The sequence below is a fragment of the Lentzea sp. NPDC042327 genome (genome assembly GCF_040647275.1).
GTDB lineage: Bacteria > Actinomycetota > Actinomycetes > Mycobacteriales > Pseudonocardiaceae > Lentzea.
Genome location: NZ_JBEZBX010000004.1, coordinates 239,739 through 257,380 on the forward strand (window position 1 = coordinate 239,739; position 17,642 = coordinate 257,380).

Annotated in this window: 12 protein-coding genes; 2 read left to right on the plus strand and 10 right to left on the minus strand. The window is 73.4% G+C overall.

Features of this window, described 5'->3' with window-relative positions:
- Positions 1 to 80: 80 nt before the first annotated feature.
- The 8 genes from AB0A63_RS12015 to AB0A63_RS12050 form a co-directional block, all read right to left on the minus strand.
- Entirely contained in the window at positions 81 to 1,646 is a 1,566-nt protein-coding gene (locus tag AB0A63_RS12015; RefSeq protein ID WP_360388906.1) for a sigma-70 family RNA polymerase sigma factor, read from the minus strand.
- A gap of 108 nt (positions 1,647 to 1,754) precedes the next feature.
- Positions 1,755 to 5,849, minus strand: a complete 4,095-nt coding sequence (locus tag AB0A63_RS12020; RefSeq protein WP_360388909.1) for a CHAT domain-containing protein — start codon at positions 5,847 to 5,849, stop codon at positions 1,755 to 1,757.
- Positions 5,849 to 8,512 (minus strand): hypothetical protein, encoded by a 2,664-nt coding sequence (locus AB0A63_RS12025; protein ID WP_360388912.1) that lies wholly within the window; start codon positions 8,510 to 8,512, stop codon positions 5,849 to 5,851. The genes AB0A63_RS12020 and AB0A63_RS12025 overlap by 1 nt, the downstream gene beginning before the upstream one ends.
- Positions 8,505 to 9,242 (minus strand): protein phosphatase 2C domain-containing protein, encoded by a 738-nt coding sequence (locus AB0A63_RS12030; protein WP_360388915.1) that lies wholly within the window; start codon positions 9,240 to 9,242, stop codon positions 8,505 to 8,507. The genes AB0A63_RS12025 and AB0A63_RS12030 overlap by 8 nt, the downstream gene beginning before the upstream one ends.
- Positions 9,239 to 9,748: an FHA domain-containing protein gene (locus AB0A63_RS12035; protein ID WP_360388918.1), complete on the minus strand. Its 510-nt coding sequence runs from the start codon at positions 9,746 to 9,748 to the stop codon at positions 9,239 to 9,241. The genes AB0A63_RS12030 and AB0A63_RS12035 overlap by 4 nt, the downstream gene beginning before the upstream one ends.
- The gene (locus AB0A63_RS12040) at positions 9,736 to 10,398 is read right to left on the minus strand and encodes a 4Fe-4S single cluster domain-containing protein (protein ID WP_360388921.1); all 663 of its coding nucleotides are present in this window, start codon (positions 10,396 to 10,398) and stop codon (positions 9,736 to 9,738) included. The genes AB0A63_RS12035 and AB0A63_RS12040 overlap by 13 nt, the downstream gene beginning before the upstream one ends.
- Complete coding sequence (locus AB0A63_RS12045; RefSeq protein WP_360388924.1) at positions 10,392 to 12,275, minus strand: AAA family ATPase; 1,884 nt, start codon at positions 12,273 to 12,275, stop codon at positions 10,392 to 10,394. The genes AB0A63_RS12040 and AB0A63_RS12045 overlap by 7 nt, the downstream gene beginning before the upstream one ends.
- Positions 12,265 to 13,455, minus strand: a complete 1,191-nt coding sequence (locus tag AB0A63_RS12050) for a hypothetical protein (RefSeq protein ID WP_360388927.1) — start codon at positions 13,453 to 13,455, stop codon at positions 12,265 to 12,267. The genes AB0A63_RS12045 and AB0A63_RS12050 overlap by 11 nt, the downstream gene beginning before the upstream one ends.
- Before the next feature lie 156 nt (positions 13,456 to 13,611).
- Here AB0A63_RS12050 and AB0A63_RS12055 point away from each other — a divergent pair, with 156 nt between their 5' ends.
- Positions 13,612 to 14,244: a hypothetical protein gene (locus tag AB0A63_RS12055; protein ID WP_360388930.1), complete on the plus strand. Its 633-nt coding sequence runs from the start codon at positions 13,612 to 13,614 to the stop codon at positions 14,242 to 14,244.
- A gap of 3 nt (positions 14,245 to 14,247) precedes the next feature.
- Complete coding sequence (locus AB0A63_RS12060) at positions 14,248 to 15,351, plus strand: RES family NAD+ phosphorylase (protein ID WP_360388932.1); 1,104 nt, start codon at positions 14,248 to 14,250, stop codon at positions 15,349 to 15,351.
- A gap of 37 nt (positions 15,352 to 15,388) precedes the next feature.
- Here AB0A63_RS12060 and AB0A63_RS12065 read toward each other — a convergent pair whose 3' ends face one another.
- Together AB0A63_RS12065 and AB0A63_RS12070 are read right to left on the minus strand one after the other, a co-directional pair.
- Complete coding sequence (locus tag AB0A63_RS12065) at positions 15,389 to 16,060, minus strand: response regulator (RefSeq protein WP_360388935.1); 672 nt, start codon at positions 16,058 to 16,060, stop codon at positions 15,389 to 15,391.
- A complete protein-coding gene (locus tag AB0A63_RS12070; RefSeq protein WP_360388938.1) occupies positions 16,057 to 17,628 on the minus strand; it encodes a sensor histidine kinase in 1,572 nt (523 codons plus the stop codon). Before AB0A63_RS12070 ends, AB0A63_RS12065 begins: the two co-directional genes overlap by 4 nt.
- Between the last annotated feature and the right edge of the window lie 14 nt (positions 17,629 to 17,642).

The following is a 17,642-nucleotide window of genomic DNA, read 5'->3' on the forward strand; positions in this document are numbered from 1 at the left end:
ACGGGGCTACCGGCGTGCACCCGGTTGTACCTGGCGGCGAGGCGGTGACCCGGCGAACGTGAGATGCCTGGCCCAGGACCTCAGCCGGCGAAGTCCTGGGTCATCCACACCGTCCCCTTGGCGTCGCGGGTGACCACGATGCCGACGCGGGTGAACGAGCGGCTCAGGATGTTCTTGCGGTGGCCGTCGTTCGGCGGCTTCTCGTCGATCATGCCCTGGTTGAGCTTGATGGCCATGGCCGCGATCGGGTCGGCGGCGTTCGCGACCGGGCCGCCCATGCCGACGTTCTCGCCGACCGAGCTCCACCGCGCGCCCGCCGCGGTGATGCGGTCGCCCAGGTCGGCCTCGCCGGAGCAGCGGTGTGAGAGCCCGCAGCCCGCGATCATCGCCTGGTTGTGCCGTTCGCCTGCCGTGACCAGCGCGGGGTCCATCGTCAACGGCGGCAGGCCCTCCTCCGCCCGTGCGGCGTTGAGGTGGGCGAGCACGCGTTCGGCCGGGGTTGCGGGAGGCGGGGGTGGTGGAGGTGGGGCGGCGGACGTCGTGGTCGGGGCGGCGGAGCTGGTCGGCGTGGCGGAGCCGCTGGGAGCCGCAGAGGTGCTGGGAGCCGCGGAGGTGCCGGGAGGGACCTCGGACGTCGTCACCGCAGGCGTCAGCGCGGCCGGGGCCTGTGCCGCCGGTGGCGCGGGTGGGTTGCCGGGTGTGAAGACCCAGGCGCCCGTGACGCCGACCGCGGCGCAGACCACGACGGCGGCCGCGACGGTGAGGGCGGGCTTGGCCGAGAGGAAACCACCGATCCGTTGCAGCACGGTCATCTCCAGCAGGTGCGCCGCCGGCTCGACGGCCGGTCGGCTGAGGTTGTCCAGCAGCAGCGGCAGATAGCCCGCCGGAACCACCAGCAGGGCCGCGCCCGTCAGGATCCGCTCGACCGGCATGGCGTCGGCAACTCCGCGCCGGCACCGGCCGCACTCGTCGACGTGCCGCAGCAACCTCTTGCGCCACAACGGGTTCGGCTGCCCGTTCCACTCCTCGGCCGCCCGCGCGAGGCCCGCGCAGCGCGGGTCGTGCTGCACCGCCCGCACCAGCAGCCGGATCGTCTCCAGCCGGCCCTTCAACCGGCTCACCCGCACCGTCACGGCGTGCGCGTTGAGGTCCAGCGCGTCGGCGACCTCGGCGCGGCTGAGCTGCCCCGACCGCTCCAGCGCCCACACCGCCAGCAGCTCGCGGTCGGCCGGGTCCAGCCACCGCGCCGCCTCGTCGACCTCCCGCCGCTGCTCCAGCAGGTGCAGCCGGGACAACGCCACCTCGACGAACTCCGCCTCCGGGTCCGCCCGGTCGTACTCCTCCAGCGGCGCGGGTGCCGTCTCCCGGCGCCGGTAGTGCTCGCGGAGCTGGTTGACCGTCACCGCCACCAGCCACGACCGCAGCCGCTCCGGCTCACGCAGGCCGCCGATGCCGCGGATGACCCGCACCATCGTCTCCTGCACCACGTCGTCGACGTCGGCATCCGAGGACAGCGCGCGACCAGCGATGTTGTAGACCAGCGGCAGGTAGGCCTCGACCACCGCGTCCAGCGCCGCGCGGTCCCCCTCCCGCGCAGCCACCACCAGTTCCGGGGACACCTGCCCCAGCCACTCCCGCACCGTCACGACCAACACCCTCACTTCGCCGACGCCACCCGTTCGGAAACGGAGACCGGCGCATCTCACCCCAAGTCACACAAAGCACGAAACAAAGTGACCCATGTCACAACTGGTTCACCAGCCGTGGTGAGCGAACGCGGCCCACTTGACCGGGTCGGCGAGCGCACGGTCACGGGCCCGCCCGCGCAGCAGGGTGTCGACCCCCTCCGGTGCCTCCCGGTCCTCGTCCAACGCCCAGAGCTGGGCCGACCTGAGCGCGTCCCGCGGGCGGGCGCCCGATCGGAGGAAGTCGTAGAACACGCACATGAGCAGCGCGGACTCGATGTCGTCGACCTTCCACCTCGTACCGACCACGCCGGCCGCGCCGATCGCCACGTACGCGGCTGCCAGGGTCAGCGCCTCGTCGTGCAGGCCCGCGGTCAGGTCGCTCTCGCACGCCGCCAGCACCACCAGTCCGCCCGCGCGGTCGTCGTCACGGCCGGCCGCGTGCCGCAGCACGCGTTCGACCGACAGCTCGGCGCGGGCGAGCACGAGCGCGGACCGGGCGGGAGTCGTCCCTGCGCGGGCGTGGCAGCCCAGGTGCAGCAACGACACGCCGCCGTCCCAGGCCGCGAGCACCTCGTCGGGTGTTCCCGGACCGCTCACCGGCACGCCCGGTCCCGGCTGGCCGTAGAACCGGCCTTCGGGGTGCAGCCGGTGCAGGAACTGGGCCTCGTACTGGCCCGCGACCAGCGTGCCGTCCGGGTTGCTCACGACCACCGGGTCCGCGTCGAACGGCAGGCGCCGCCGTGCCGCCAGGTCGCACAGCTGCCGCGCCGAGGTGGCGTAGGTGAAGCCGGCCTCCCGGACCGCGGTCCGGCCTGATCCCGCTGCCGCGTGCCACGGGACGACGCCGAGCACGCCCGTCGGCACGAGCACGATCCAGGGCTGGTGCCGGCCGATCTCCCGCAGCAGCGGCTCGACGACCGCACGCCAGGCCCACGCGCACAACGACGGCAGTGCCGCCCGCCGCGCCTGGTCGTCCATCGCGAGATAGCGCCCCACCTCGCCGTCCTCCTCGGCGCGCAGCAGCGGCAGCAGCACCTCCCGCACGATGCCCTCCGACGTCGTCACCAGGGCACGTCCGTCGTGCTTGTCCAGTCCCGGCACGAGGTGCACGAGCACGTCGGCCTCCAGCGCCCGCAACGCCTTCGCGACATCGGCCACCGGTGGCGGCCGGAGCAGCTCCAGCTCGCCGCCCAGCGCCGCCACCGCCCGCCTGCGCAGGTCGCTGGGCTGCAGCTCCATCGACGCGATCGGCACCGGCGGCTGCGGCTTCGCGAGGTCCGCGGCGAGGTCGTCGTGCCCGAGCGCGCGCAGCCGGGGGCCGATGCCGGAGAACGCCGTCGTGCTGTGCAGCACCAGACCGCGACCCCACTCGACCGCTTCGACGGCCCGCTCCCAGTCGCCGGAGTCCGCACAGCGCAACGCGACCCGCCGGGCACGGGCGGCGGCGTCCGCTGCGCGTTCCACGGCGTGCCCGCTGTCGCTCTGCAGCAGGACGTCGCTCGCCCGCCGCCGCAGGGAGTCGAACCCGATCGCGATGGCGTCGTCCCCGTAGCCCAGCGTGGCGAGCTTCCAGCAGCTGTCCGCGAAACCGTCGAGCACCCCGGTGACGTCCCTGCCACCGATCGGGGCGAGCTCCACGTGCGCGTAACGGCGCAGCGCCTCGTCGAGGTCCGCGCTGGTCCTCGTCGTCAGGTGGCGGCCGTGCCAGAACATCGCCAGGCCGAACACGGCGGCGGCGCGGTGGACGTCGAGGACGTCCGCGTCGTCCCTGAGCGCCTCGAGCTCGGCGATGGCGGCGTCGAACAGGGCCCAGTCGCGGCGCAGCAGTGCCACCCCCATGCGCCCGTGCGCGGAGGTCAGGGCGAGCGGGGCGAACATGGCCGAGCTGCGGTCGATCCCCTCCACCGCGTCGACGAGCAACTGCAGGGCCTCGTCCAGCACGGCCTGGTCGATCTTCCCCGCGCCGAGGTTGAGCAGCCGCTGGGCGAGCACGGCTCTCTCCCCCGCCAGCGCCACCGCGTCCACGTGCTCGTCAGCTCGGGCGAGCCGGTCGAGCTGCGCCCGGATGGCGGCGAGGTCGTCGGTCCCGTCGGTTCCGCCGGTCAGGACGTTCATCCGGTCTCGCATGTCGTCGATCTCGGACACGCCGGCGCCCCTCGCGACGCGTGCGGCACGCAGCGCCTCCACGTGGCTCAGCCCGGCCTGCCGGTCGCGCAGGTCCCCGGTCTGCTGGAACCGGGTCAGCAGCACGGCGGCGAACGCCTGCCAGGCCAGGTCGTGCTCCTCGGTGCCCGGTTCGACCAGGTTCATGGCCTGCCGGCAGTGCCCGGCGGCGGACTCGTACAGGTCCACCCGCTCCTGCGTGCTCTGCAGGATCTCGGCCTGGGACAGCATCACCAGGAACCTGGCCCTGATGTCCGGGTCCTGGTCCTCGTCCGCCACGGCCGCGGTCAGGGCGGCGACGGCGTGACGGCTCGGTGTCGCCTCACAGCCGACCAGGTGGGCGTGCGACAGCGTCGTGCCGTACAGCCCGAGCGCGGTCGACCGCAGCGGGTGCGACTCCCCCGCGACCGCGAAGAACTCGTCCAGGAGCCCGACCACGGCCTCCACCCGCCGCTGGTCGTTGGAGTCCAGGGCCAGGTTGCACGCCGCCACCGCCTGCTGGAACAGCAGCACCACCGCCACGTCGTCCGTGCGGTCCAGCTCCCGGCGCACGGCGTCCAGCGCGGTCAACGCCGTCAACTGCTCGCTCGACCCCTGTGCCAGCAGCCTCCGCAGCAACGCGATCGCGCACCGCTGGTCCACACCGCCCGTCCCGTGCTCGACGAGCCACGTCAGCAGCGTCGTCGCCGCGTCCTGGCCGAACCCGTCGGACATCCCGATGTCGGCGATGTCGCCCAGCACCGCACCGGGGTTCGCACGGACCACCTCGACCACCGCGAGGAGCCCGATGACCAGGTGCTTCGTCCAGCCGGAGACGGTGGGTTCGCCGGCAGCGGCCCTGAGCACGCGCTCGGCCTCCACCAGGTCGTCCCGCCCGCGCAGAGCCCTGGTCGCGAGGGCGAGCGCCCGGTACGGCAGCAGCAGCACGGGGTCCGGCGCGTCCTCACCGGCGGCGGCCAGCTGCTCGACGGCGCGGAGCATGCCGTCGACGTCGTCGTGCAGGTAGTAGGCCTCCAGCAGCTCGGAGGCCAGCTGTGCGTTCCCCGGTGCGGCGGCGACGGCCCCGGTCAGGTAGCCGATCAGCGCCGGCAGCTCGTCGCGCGCCTTCCTGGCCCGGTCGAGCAGGAGGTCCCCGCGCAGCGCCGCGACCTCCGCCGGGTCCTGCTCCAGCCGCGGGTCGCCTTCGATCCTGGTCAGCCAGCGCAGGGCGCCGTTGCGTTCCCGCAGGTCACCGGAGGCAGCGAACCGGGAGATCATCATCTCCGCGAGCTCGAACGCCGCGTTCGGGTCGTTGGGCGCCACCTGCTCGTAGAGCGGGATCGCCTCTTCCTCCTCGGCGGCGGCGTCCAGCACGTAGGGCGTGCCGCCCATGACCGACCGGAACGACCGCAGGCGGGCCAGTTCCAGCATCGTCTCGACGCGCAGGCCGTCGTCCATGCCGGGCAGGTCGAGGCTGTTGTCGAGGTAGCGCTGGGCCTCGTCGAGCAGTTCCGGCGGCGGTTCCTCGGCATCGGCGCGGGCCCGGCGGAACTGCTCCCGCAGGGACATCCCCATGACCGCCTCGGCCAGGGCGCGGTCCTCCTCGTCGAGCTCCATGGCGACCAGCAGGCGGAGCTCGTGGACGGAGGCTTCGAGCAGCTCCCGGTCACCGACGTCGGTCGAGGCGTACCGCAGCTGGATGAGGTCGACCAGCTCGATGCGGAAGCCGGGTGTGGCGTCGAGCCGATCGACGACGATCCGCATCGCCTCGATCGCCTCGTCCAGCCGCGACGGGTCGGCGAGCGCCCTGCCCTGGCAGCGGAACCACGCCGCGCTCAGGTACTGCGCCCACACCCAGTCGAACGACGACCGGTCCGCGACCGCGAGCACCCAGTCGAGGTAGTAGCGGATGTCCTCGACCACGGCCACGTCGACCGGCGCCGCGTCGTCCAGGCCGGCCTCGAACTGGGCCAGCAGGACTTCGGCCGCCTCCAGGCGGTCGCGGAACTCACCCTCCATCAGGCGTCAACGAGACGGCGCATCGTGCGCAGGCACACCACGGCGAGCGGCACGTGCACGAGCAGGGCGGCCCAGAACGCGGCGGCGCCCCAGAGACCGGCTGCCCAGAGCAGCGGGTCCTGCAGGAACGGCAGCCACAGCGCCTTCGTCTGCGGCACGACCTGGGCGAAGCCGCCCGCCACGAGGACCGCGAGCATCCCGATCGTGACGACGCCGAAGGTGTTCGCCCGCCACATCGCCGCGATGGCCGCGACGACGCCGAGGAGCAGGAGGTAGCCGCTCAGCAGCGCGGCCGCCCGCAGACCGAACTCCGGTGCCGTGACGAACAGGTCCTCGGAGTGGACCGTCAGCCGCAGCACCGTCGCGGCCCAGTACACGAGTCCCAGCGCGGCCCAGGCCAGGCCGAACACGGCGACGCGGCGCAGAGGGGTGGGCGGCAGTGCGCGCCGGGTGCTCCTCTGCGCGGTCTGCGGCAGCCAGGACCGCGCCCACAGGCACAGGCCGAGGCTGGCCAGTGCCGTGACGACGAGTCCGACGACCAGGCCGTCGGCCCACTTGCCCGCCAGCGAGAACACCAGGTCGGCGACGAGGTCCGGTGACGTCACCGCGGTGAAGAGCGGCAGGTCGGACGCGAAGAACGCCAGCACGACGGCGAGCAGCACGCCGCCGGCCACGGCGCCCTTGGTGCGCACCAGGAGCACCAGCTCGGTCGCGAGCAGGGCGAACGGGGGCAGCAGGCCCAGCTGCGCTGCGGCCGCCAGGGTGACCGCCGCACGCGCGCCGTCCGGTCCGCCCTCGAACGCCACCGCACCGTTCTGCAGCACCACCACGACCCACGCGACTCCGGTCATGGCGAGGGTCAGCAGCACGATCGTGCCGGCGGTCGTGCCCACGGCCCGCAACGACACCGGTGCGCGCTTCGGCCGGCGTTCGCGGACCACCCGTTCCTGCAACACCCCCTGTGCCAGCAGGAGAACGCGGCCTTCGCGGGTGTCGGCGTTCGCGAGCTGCTTGGCCAGCGGACGCCACCACGGCACGTCGGCGAGCCGCAGCCGGACCGGGGGTTGCAGGGCGCGCGCCGCCTGCCGCCGGTTGAGCACCAGCAGCAACGCCATGCCGTGCAGCCGTTGCCGTTCGCCCGCGGTCAACCCGCCGGAGCCGGTCGAGTGCACGAGCTGTTCGGCGTTCTGCACCAGCACCGGCAGCTCGGCCGCCGCCTGGTCGAGCACCCCGCACCGCGGCCCGCAGCCGCCGTGGCCGCAGCGGTAGCCGGCGGCGGTGCCGAGCAGGTCGCCCTGCACGACCTCGCCCGCGAACTCGAAGCCGTCCGGCTGGGCGAGCGCGGCGACGAGCCCGTCGGTGTCGACCGGGCGGCCGCGGTACCGGGGCGTCACGTCGGGCGCGAAGGCCTGGCCGAACGCGAGCACGGCGCTGTGCAGTCGTGCCGAGCTGCCGTGCAGGCCGGTCAGCCGCATCGTGTCGAACCGGTTGTGCAGCTTCTCCTTGCGGATCCACGTGCTCAGCGCGTCCGCGCCGGTGCCGGTCAGCCAGCGTTCGGCGGCGTGCGGGTCGTCGAGCATCGCCACGGCCAGCTCGGCGGGGTCGGTGAACGACCGGCCGTTGACGAACGTGATCGGCGAGTGCTCCGGCTGCGCCGCCTGCGCGGGAGCGTGCGCCGCCACGGGCGGGCTGCCGCCGCCGAGCCAGCTCTCGACCTGCGGCCACCCCCACCGGTCGCGCGGGTCCTTCGTGAGCAGGCCGCTGACCAGCAGCCGCCAGCGCTCGTCGGTGATCTCGGTCAGGTCCAGCTCGTCGAGCGTGCGCATCCGCCGGATCGCCTGGTCGGACAGCATCTCGCCGGTGCGCCGCTGGAACCGGCCGTGGCCGGTGACGAGCAGGTAGGCGATCTCACCGAGGCTCCACCACGGCCACGGCCAGCCCTTCTCCTCCCAGTGCTGCTCCGGCGGGGTGTAGGCGACGGCGGCCATGATCGTGCCGCCGATCTGCTTGCTCGCGGTGAGCCCGGTGACACCGCCGAAGTCCGCGATGACGAACTCGCCGTTGGCCCGGTACATCAGGTTGTCCGGCTTGAAGTCGATGGGGTTGCGGCCGACGACCTGCTGCCAGAAGTTCAGCCCGCCGGCCAGCTCCCGCAGCACCTCCTCCGCCTTGCGCACGGAGGCCGGCCTGCGGGCGACGACCTGGTCGAGCGTGGCCTCCAGCAGCTCCATCGCCACCCAGCCGACCCGGCCGTGCGGGCCGATGAACGAGTCGTAGCCGAACAACCGCGGCACGTGCCGGTGGAAGCGCTCGTCGTCGAGGTGCCGCAACAGGTCCACGTCGATCGGGTGCCCCGCCCAGTGCACCTTGACCGCGACCTCGTCGCCCTCGGCCGTGCGGCGGCAGCACCACACGACGCCCTCGGTGCCGGTGCCCAGCACCCGCAGCGGCTCGAAGCGGTTCCGCAGCTGGTCGGGGAACACCGGCCCGCCGTCGTCCGCCGCCGGCGGTGGCGCCTCACCCTGCTGCACGGTGGGGTTCGACCCCTGCTGCCTGGTCGGCACGGACTCGCGGCGGGCGCCCTGCTGCACCGTCGGCGCCGACTTGCGCGTGGCGCCCTGCTGCACCGTCGGGGTGCTCGGCCGTCGCACGGGTTCAGTCATCGTTCTCTCCCTCGCGCCACACGTCCACGACGCACAACGACACGTTGTCGGGCGCACCGGCCGCTATCGCCGCGGCGAGCAGGGCCTCGGCGGCGTCGTGCGCCGAGTCCAGCACCACGGCGTCCTTCAGCACGTCCTCGTCCACATAGGAGTGCAGGCCGTCGGTGCACAGCAGGAACCGTTGCCGCGCAGCCGGTTCGACCACCCGCACGTGCGGATCGACACGGCGGCCCTGCACCCCGCCGAGCACCTGGGTCAGCGCGCCCGCGGCGTCCTCGTCGACGTCGTCGACGGTCAGCGGCATGACCAGCCCTGGTTCGGCGTAGTAGGCGCGGCTGTCGCCCACGTGGCACAGGTAGCTCCGGTCGGGGCGCACGAGCAGCGCGGTCGCGGTCGTCGCGGTCCCCTCCAGCTCCGGGTTCCGCCGTCCGAGCTCCAGCAGCTCCTCGTGGGCGTCCACGAACGCACGGGCGAGCGACTCGCCGTCCGCCGGCTCGGGCAGCGCAGTCGTCAGCCGGGTGACGACGTGCCGGCTCGCGACCTCACCCGCCCGGTGCCCGCCGAGCCCGTCGGCCACCACGACCAGTGCCGCCGCGGGGTCCTTGCACGCCAGCACGACCGGTGCGGGCATCTCCACCGGCGCCAGCCAGCCGAGGACACCCATCCTGTCCTCGTTGTGCTCGCGGACCAGCCCCCTGCACGTCACCGCCGCGACGTGGACCCGCGTCACAGCGGCAACCCGAACTCGTCGAACCCGGCCGCCTCCACCCGCAGCTCGACGTCCTGGCCCAGCCGCAGCACCTGGCCCGCCCGCAGGCGTTGCGGCGTCACCACCATCCGGCCGTCCACGTAGGTGTGGTTCGTCGAGTCGTCGTCCCGGACGTACAGGTGGCCGTTCAGCGGGTACAGCGTGGCGTGCTGCCGCGAGACCTGGGTCAGCTCGGCCATGCCCGGCAGGTCCGCCAGCGGGCCGCACTCCCGGCCCAGCCGCATGCCCAGCGCGGGGATGGGCACGACCCGGTCGAGGAAGCGCAGGTGCAGCTGTTCCTGCGGGAGGGGCATCTCCACCGTCACCGGCGGGCGCCCCGCCTCCGGCCGGTCGGCGGGCGCGTCCGCGAACGCCGTGGCGCGCACCGCTTCCAGCTCGGCCGCGGGGTGGACGGCGCAGAAACCGGGCGACGTGGTCCGCGGGCAGCCGTCCGGGTCGTCGGGGCACTGGTAGGTCACGGTCGCCATGCGGCCTCCTCGAAGACGATCCCCTGGTCGCGCAGGTTCCGCTCGACCTTGGGCAACGTGCCGGCCGGCGGTACCCCGACGACCCACAGCACCCCGTCGTCCACCCGCACCTGCACCGGTGCCCGCACGGGTGCGAGGTCGACGAAGTGCCGGTAGCGCTGCTCGCCGAGCGGGGTGAGCGGGACCAGCCGCTGGTTGGCCGAGCCACGCCAGATCAACCTGGTCGGCTCGCCCGCCGAGTACCGCCCGGTGACCACCGCGTCGACCCGGTGCAGGACGTCGGCCTGCTGCCCGTTCAGCTCGTCGAGCTCGTAGCCGGTGTAGAGCAGGACGTCGCGGTCCGCGACGGAGGCGGCGTCGAGGAACTCCGCCAGCACCGCGGCCTGCTGCAGGGGCTCCCCGCCGCTGATCGTCAGCCCTTCCGCACCCGCGCGCACCGCCCCGTGCCACGTGCGCAGCAGGTCGTCGACGGTGACCTCGGTGCCGCCGGCGGCGTCCCAGGTGTCCCGCGACATGCAGCCCCGGCAGGCCAGCGTGCAGCCCTGCAACCAGATCCCGAGCCGCCGGCCCGGTCCCAGCGCGGTGATCGGGTAGAGGACCCTGCTGGTCCTCAGCACCCCGTCCGTCCTCGGCCCGCGGTCGCTCAGCACCGGGTCACCTCGGCCCGCCAGCCGTCCGGTTCGGCGACGACCTGGTCGACCCGCCACGTCTCGCCCTGGCGCGGCGGGTCGCGCAGCAGCATCTCGGACAACGGGTTGATCAGCGCCGACTCCACGGCGTTGTTCACGCCGCGACCGCCGTGGTCGAGGTTCTCGACGGCCCGGTCGTACAACGTCCGGCGCGCCGCCTGCGCGACCTCCAGCCGGACCCGGTGCACCACGTCCATCCGGCGGGCCACCGACCGCAGCGCCTTGTCCAGCAGCTCCGGCACGACCTCCGGCTGGATGAAGTCCATGGCGATGAACGCGTCACCGAGCCGGTTGCGCAGCTCCGGCCGGCCGATCCGGTGGTCGAAGAAGTGCTCGAACGACTGCTGCAGCACCTTGCGCACCTCGGCGACGTCGGTGCGGTAGCTGAGCCGCGGCGCGGTGCCGGCGGGGGCGTCCGGGTCGACGACGCCGAGGTTCGAGGTGAAGATCAGCACGCACTCGGTGAAGTAGACGGTCGAGCCGCGGCCGTCGGTGAGCCGGCCGTCCTCCAGCACCTGCAGGAAGAAGTCGAACACCAGCCGGTGTGCCTTGTCGATCTCGTCGAACAGCAGCACGCTCATCGGGTTGGACCGCACCGCGTTGGTCAGCTCACCGCCGGCGTCGAAGCCGATGTAGCCCGGTGGCGCGCCGATGAGCCGTTCCCGCGCGTGCTCCTGGGCGAACTCGCTCATGTCGAACCGGATCGGCTCCGCGTCCCGCCCGAAGATCATCCGGGCGATGCCCTTGGCCAGCTCGGTCTTGCCCACGCCCGTCGGCCCTGCCAGGAACAGCACGCCCCGCGGGCGGTTCGGGGAGCTCGACGACTGCGCGCCGGTCAGCCCGGCGGCCGACCGCATGAAGATCTCCACCGCCTTGCGCACGGCGTGGTCCTGCCCGAACACCCCGATCGACGCCGGACCCGCCGACGCGATCGTGTCCCGCAGGGACGCGACCGCCCACGGGTTGTCGCGCACGCCGACGCGGTACAGCCGGGCCGCCTCGTCGAGGCGGTTCACCGGGATGGCCCGGTCGACCGCCACGCTGCCGACGGCGAGCACCTCGCCGTTGCTCATCCCGTGCGTGACCGAGACGAGGTTCTGCGCCGCGGCCTCGCGAGCGTTGTCATCGATGGCGGCGTCGGGGCGTTTGCTGATGACCACCCGCACGGCGTGGCGGGCGGCGGCGAGCCGCTGGTCGGCGGACGCGGGCGGCACGGTGATCACCTTGACCGTGCGCGGGGACATCGCGAACTCGACCGGCAGCTGCTCCTGCTTCTCCACCACCCAGAACACCGTGTTGAACGGCATCACCGGCGCCGTTCCGGGCACCGGGCGGGCCTCGTGGCCGAGCACCTCCGCCGTCGCCATCAGCAGCTTGCCCTCACCGGTGAGCTCCGAGCGCGGCGAGCCCAGCCGTGCCGCGAACGGGATCAGCAGGCCGATGGGGGCGCCGCGCGACATCACGATCTCCCGCAGCGCCCGGCGGGCCCTGCGCAGCACCAGGTCGTCGGGCGCGCTGCCGTCGTCGCGCTCCGGCCTCGACAACGCGTCGTCGGCGACGAACTCCCGCAACGCCTGCGGTATCGCCGAGCCGTCCTCGCTCAACGGCCACACCTCGAGGCGGTCGCGGGCGATGTCGAGCACCGCCAGCGCCCCGAACCCGCGGGCCCGGCACGCGCGTTCGACCACCTGCGGCAGTCCCAGCGGCACCAGCACGTCGCTCCCCGCGCCCGCGGGCAGGAAGTAGCGGTCGCGGACGTTGCCCACGAACAGCAGCTGCGGGTGGGTGACGAGGGAGAGGTCGAGCTCGCGGACCCACGCAGGCTCCTCAGCGCTCACGCTGCCTCACCCCCGGCACCTCGGTCGCCCGGCGGCGGACGGCGGGTCTGGTCTTGCGCCGCGACGGCGGCAACGGGGCCGGTGCCGCCGGCACCGGACGGCCCGGCTCAAGCCGCAGGAACGGTGCCGGGTCGAGCTCGACGCCGCGCTCGCGCAGCGCGGAGTCGAGCTGGGGCAGCGTCTCGTCGCAGTAGTGCGACTGCACGGCCTTCGCGTGCTCGCCCTCCGCGTCCTGGTCTGCGGCGCGGACCACGGCGGTGAGCAGGGCGGTCCCGTCGCCCGGCAGGCGCACCAGCAGCCCGTACCCCCGCTGTGCGCCGTCGAAGGCGACCACGGCCTGCGTCTCCTCGACCAGCAGCGACTCGAACTCCTCCCCCACGACGCAGTCGAGCTCGCTCAGCGCCTCCGCCGCCGCGGCGGCGACCCGCCTGCGGTGCCGGGCGAGGTCGGCGCGTTCGACGGCGCGGTGCACGGCGTCCTCGGCCTCGTCCGGATCGGCCGCACCGGCCACGAGCGCCAGCAGCGCCGGCTGCTCCTCCTCCAGCACGTCGGCGAGCAGCTGGCGCAGCCTGGCGCGCTGTTCCTCCTGCGCCACCAGCCGCTTGCGGCGCTCGATCGACTCGCGGACGAGCACGGCGACCTCCAGCGAGTACGTCCTGGCCCGCTGCAGCGACGTCACCGCCTTCATCTCCTCGTACACGGCCTGCGCCGCCGCGAGGCCGTCCGCGTCGCAGCGGTGGCCGTTGCCCGCCAGCAGCGTCTCGGCGTCGGCCAGCGCGGCGGCCACCGCGTCGCCCTCCCGCCGGGCCGGCGTGTGCTGGGCCGGTACCCGGCGGGCAGCCAGCTCCTGGGCGGCCGACGCGGTGGTCGCGGCGGTCCCGCCGGTGGCCTTGCCGATGGTCGCGCGCCACCGCTGCGACCACCCCGCGTCGACCGCCTCGGTCGCGTCGGCCACCGCGGCGGAGGCCCGCGCCCGCAGCTCTTCGAGCTCGGTGAGGTCGGTGACGCCGTCCGCCCGGTGCTCGCCGGCGACGGCCGGGACCTTCACCCCGACCGCACGGGCGTGTGCGCGCATTTCCGCCAGCCGCGCCAGCGTGCCCGCGATGTCGGCGCGCAATTGGCGCCGGCGCTGGGCCTCCAAGTCAGCGGGCGAGAGGTAGTACCCGACGGAGGAGCTCATCAGACCTCACGGCTGTCTACTGTCATCGGACCGTGCAGGAAAAATACGTGCGCGACCGGCAATTCAGAGCGATGAACAGGAATTGACCTCTTTTTGTCCACTTCCGCAGCGACTTTTACGGCAAGAATTGTCGGCCTACGGATTCGGAGTGGTCGCGTGGCGGTGCAGCACCTCATCTACGCGCTCGTCGAGGACTGGGCTCGGGTCAACGACCTGCTCGGGCACGACGGGCGCACGCGGTTGCGCTCACTGGTCGACAAGATGCGCGGCGCGGTCACCCCGGTGGAACGGGCGGCGGCCGCGCACGAGGTGACGAAGCTGCTCGGCGACCTGCTGCCGCACGACGACCGGATCTTCGCCGACGCCGGCGTCCGGTACGCGAGCAGCGCCGAGCTGGCCGACCTCGACCTCGCGCTGGTCCACCTCTCCGACGACGTCAGGCTCGGCGGACGGCCGCGCAGCGCCAGGGAGCGAATTCTGACCAACGAGTGGGAGTCGGCGGCCGACCTGCGCGAACGCGGTCACAACCCGGACGTGGCGGGGGTGATCAAGCTGCACCGCGACGACGGCAGCGCCTCCGTGCCGACGTTCCAGTTCGACGCCGCGGGTGAACCGCTCGACGTGGTGCTGCGGATCAACCTGCTGCTGCAGGCCCAGCAGGACCCCTGGGGTGCCGCCGACTGGTGGTTCAGCGCGAACGCCTGGCTGCGCGACCGGCCGGTCCGGTTGCTCGGCCGCACCCCCGACGACCGGCTCGTGGCCGCCGCCGCGGCCGTGGTGGAGGGCTGAACCGTGATCCACCACGCGCCTCCCGCGACCCTCACCGGCACGCCGTCACGCGCGACCGTTCCCGTCGGCACGGTGCTGCACCGGGTGCACGCCGCTGCCCACGACCCGCTGCTGTTCGACCGGCCGCAGACCAGCCTGTTCGCCGGTGGCGGCCGGTTCGACGCGACCGCTGCCTGCGGCTACCGCACGCTGTGCCTGTCGGCCGCGCCGGAGACGACCGTCGCGGAGCGGTTCCTGCGCGAGTTCGCGCTGACGCCGGGCACCGAACGGGTGCTGCCCCGGGCCGCGTTGGCCGGTCAGGTGCTGACCGAGGTGCGCACCTCCCGTGACCTGGCCCTGGTCCGGCTGTACAGCGCCCACGACCTCGCCGAGGTGCACCAGGACAGCCGGCTCGTCACCGGTCCCCCGGAGCACTTCCCGTTCACCAGGGAGTGGGCGACGTGGCTGCACGACCAGGTCCCGTGGGCGGACGGCATCCTCTGGCAGTCCATCGCGGACATGCCTCGCGACACCCTGGTGCTCTTCGACGACCGCTGCGCCGCGCCCGTGCCGACCGGTGTCCGGCACGTCCTCGACGACGACGCCGAGCTCCCCTGGCTGCGCGACCTGCTGAGCCCCTACCGGGTGCAGGTGGAGGAGCCGGCGCCCTGGCCGCGGTTCTTCATCAACTACCGCACCGGCGACGGCCAGGAGGCGCCGGAGCTGCTGCACCGGGAGCTCAGCCGCCGGCTCGGTGAGAAGGCGGTCTTCCGGGACGTGCGCTCGATCCGGCCCGGCACACCGGACTTCGCCACCGCCCTGGAGGACAACGTGCGCCACTGCGAGACGGTCCTCGCGGTGATCGGGCGCCGCTGGGAGAACGAGGCCGACGAGAACGGCGTGCCGTTGCTGGAGAACCCCGCCGACTGGGTGCGCAGAGAGCTCGTCCTGGCGCACGAGAGCGGTGTACCGGTGGTTCCGGTGCTGCTCGGCGCCCGGTTGAAGCTCACAGCCGCGACACTTCCGCCCGAGCTGGAGCACCTCGCCGCGGCGCAGTACGTGCAACTCCCGCGCGGTTTCGGCGAACCCGACGTGAAGCTGCTGGTCGACCGGTTGCTGCACGATTAGCGGAATCATCCGGCTTCGCCGCGGCACCGCAATTTCCTCAGGTCAGGCGGTAACCGTGTGAAGGCCGGTTCGCCATTCCGTACCGCGGCTGCACCTCGGCCTTGCCGATGCTCACCAGGTGTTCCAGGTACCGCCGCGCGCTCACCCGCGACAACCCGGCCCGTTCGCCGACCTCCTGCGCCGACAGGTCGCTCTCGCAGTCGCGCAACGCGGCGATGACCAGCTTCAGGGTCAGTGCGGACAGGCCCTTCGGCACACCGGCCGAGCGCGGGCGGTGTTGCAGCAGCTGGTCGACCTCGTCCTGGTCGAGCCACTGGCCGAGGCGCTGCACCTCGGTGCGGCGCACCGCGTACTGCTGCATGCGGTCGAGGAACGCCGTGCGGGTGAACGGCTTCACGAGGTAGTGGTCGACGCCGCGGGACATCGCCTGGCGCACGGTCTCCAGCTCGCGGGCGGCCGTCACCGCGATGACGTCCACCGGCGGGACGGAACGGGCGCGCAGGCGGGCCAGCACCTCCAGGCCGGAGATGTCGGGGAGGTGGATGTCGAGCAGCACCAGGTCCGGGCGCAGCACCTCGACCGCGCGCAGGGCCTCGCCGCCGCCGTGGGCCTCGCCGACCACCTCGAACTCGGGCAGGGCCGTGAGGAACTCGCGGTGGATGGCGGCGACGGCGAAGTCGTCGTCGACCACGAGCGTGCGGACGGTCATCTGTTCCCCGTTTCCGGTAGCCACACGTCGAACGACGCGCCGCCGAGCGAAGAGTCCGTGACGTCGACCCTGCCGTTGCGGCGGGTGACCACGCGGGAGACCAGTGCGAGGCCGATGCCCCTGCCGTGCGCGCCGGCCACCGCCTTGGAGCTGACACCGAGGTCGAAGACGCGGTTGCGGTCGGGTTCGGCGATGCCGGGGCCGTCGTCGTCGACCACGACCCGCACACCGGCGTCGGACGACCGGACCAGCACCCGGACGGTGCCGCCGGTGTCCACGGCGTCGACGGCGTTGTCGAGGAGGTTGCCGAGCACGGTCAGCGCGTCGTCGCCGGCGCGGACGTCGACCGACGAGGTGGCGTCCAGGCGCAGGGCCACGCCGCGTTCGTGGGCCGTGGAGGACTTCGCGAGCAGCAACGCCGCCAGCGCGGGGTCTGCGCCCGCGCCGGTGACGATGTCGGAGGTGAGCGAGCCGGCGCCGCCGACGCGTTCGATGTAGGCGACGGCGTCGTCGCGGCGGTCGAGCTCCACGAGTCCGCCGATGACGTGCAGGTGGTTGGAGAACTCGTGGGCCTGCGCGCGGAGCACCTCGGTGACGGTGCGCTGGCCGTCGAGCTGGCGCAGGGCGTCGTGCAGCTCGGTGCGGTCGCGCAGGGTGAGGACCACGCCGACGGCACGGCCCGCGGTCTTCGCGGTCATCCGGTTGGCGACCAGGACCCGTTCGCCCGCGAGGACGAGGCGGTCGGAGACGTCGTCGCCGCGGGCGAGGTCGAGGACGCCGGAGTCGAGCACCTCGTCGGCGGGGCGGCCGGTGGGGTCGGCGCCCAGGCCGAGCAGGCGCATGGCCTCGTCGTTGACCAGCGCGAGGCGGCCGTGTTCGTCAACGGCCACGACGCCCTCGCGGATGCCGTGCAGCATCGCGTCGCGGGTCTCCAGCAGCTGGGCGATCTCGGCGGGTTCGAGCCGGAACGTGCGGCGGCGCACCAGCTGGGTGACCAGGGCGGCGCCCAGCACGCCGACCAGGGCGGCCAGTGCGAGCCAGCCGATCAGCTCGGGCAGGTCCTCCGCGAGGTCGGCGGACAGCTGGCTCTCCAGGATGCCGACCGAGGCCATGCCGATGATCCTGCCGTCCTCGGAGCGGATCGGGACCTTCGCCCGCAGCGAGGTGCCCAGGGTGCCGGTCTCGGTGCCGACGAAGACGTTGCCCGACAGGGCCGTGGACGGGTCGGTGGAGACGCGCTCGCCGATGCGGCGCGGGTCGGGGTGCGCGTAGCGGACGCCCCTGTCGTTCGTGACCACCACGTACGTCACGCCGGAGGCGGTGCGGATCAGCTCGGCCAGCGGCTGGATGGTCGCCGCCGGATCGGGGCTGCCGAACGCGCCGACCACGGTCGGCAGCCGGGCGACGCTCTCGGCGACGGCCAGCATCCGGTCCTGGTAGGAGTCGCGGATGCGGTCGCTCTGCAGCTTGGCCGCGAGCAGGCCGGCGGCGCAGGTGGTCACCAGGACGATGACCACCTGCAGTACCAGCAGGGAGACGCCCAGTGAGACGCGGCGACGGCTGCGCATGGCTGACGTTTCTA

Bases quoted from the DNA above. Each gene is read 5' to 3' on its own strand.
- AB0A63_RS12070 (WP_360388938.1), bottom strand. From the start codon at position 17,628: ATGCGCAGCCGTCGCCGCGTCTCACTGGGCGTCTCCCTGCTGGTACTG.
- AB0A63_RS12065 (WP_360388935.1), bottom strand. From the start codon at position 16,060: ATGACCGTCCGCACGCTCGTGGTCGACGACGACTTCGCCGTCGCCGCC.
- AB0A63_RS12050 (WP_360388927.1), bottom strand. From the start codon at position 13,455: ATGAGCTCCTCCGTCGGGTACTACCTCTCGCCCGCTGACTTGGAGGCC.
- AB0A63_RS12020 (WP_360388909.1), bottom strand. From the start codon at position 5,849: ATGGAGGGTGAGTTCCGCGACCGCCTGGAGGCGGCCGAAGTCCTGCTG.
- AB0A63_RS12035 (WP_360388918.1), bottom strand. From the start codon at position 9,748: ATGGCGACCGTGACCTACCAGTGCCCCGACGACCCGGACGGCTGCCCG.
- AB0A63_RS12025 (WP_360388912.1), bottom strand. From the start codon at position 8,512: ATGACTGAACCCGTGCGACGGCCGAGCACCCCGACGGTGCAGCAGGGC.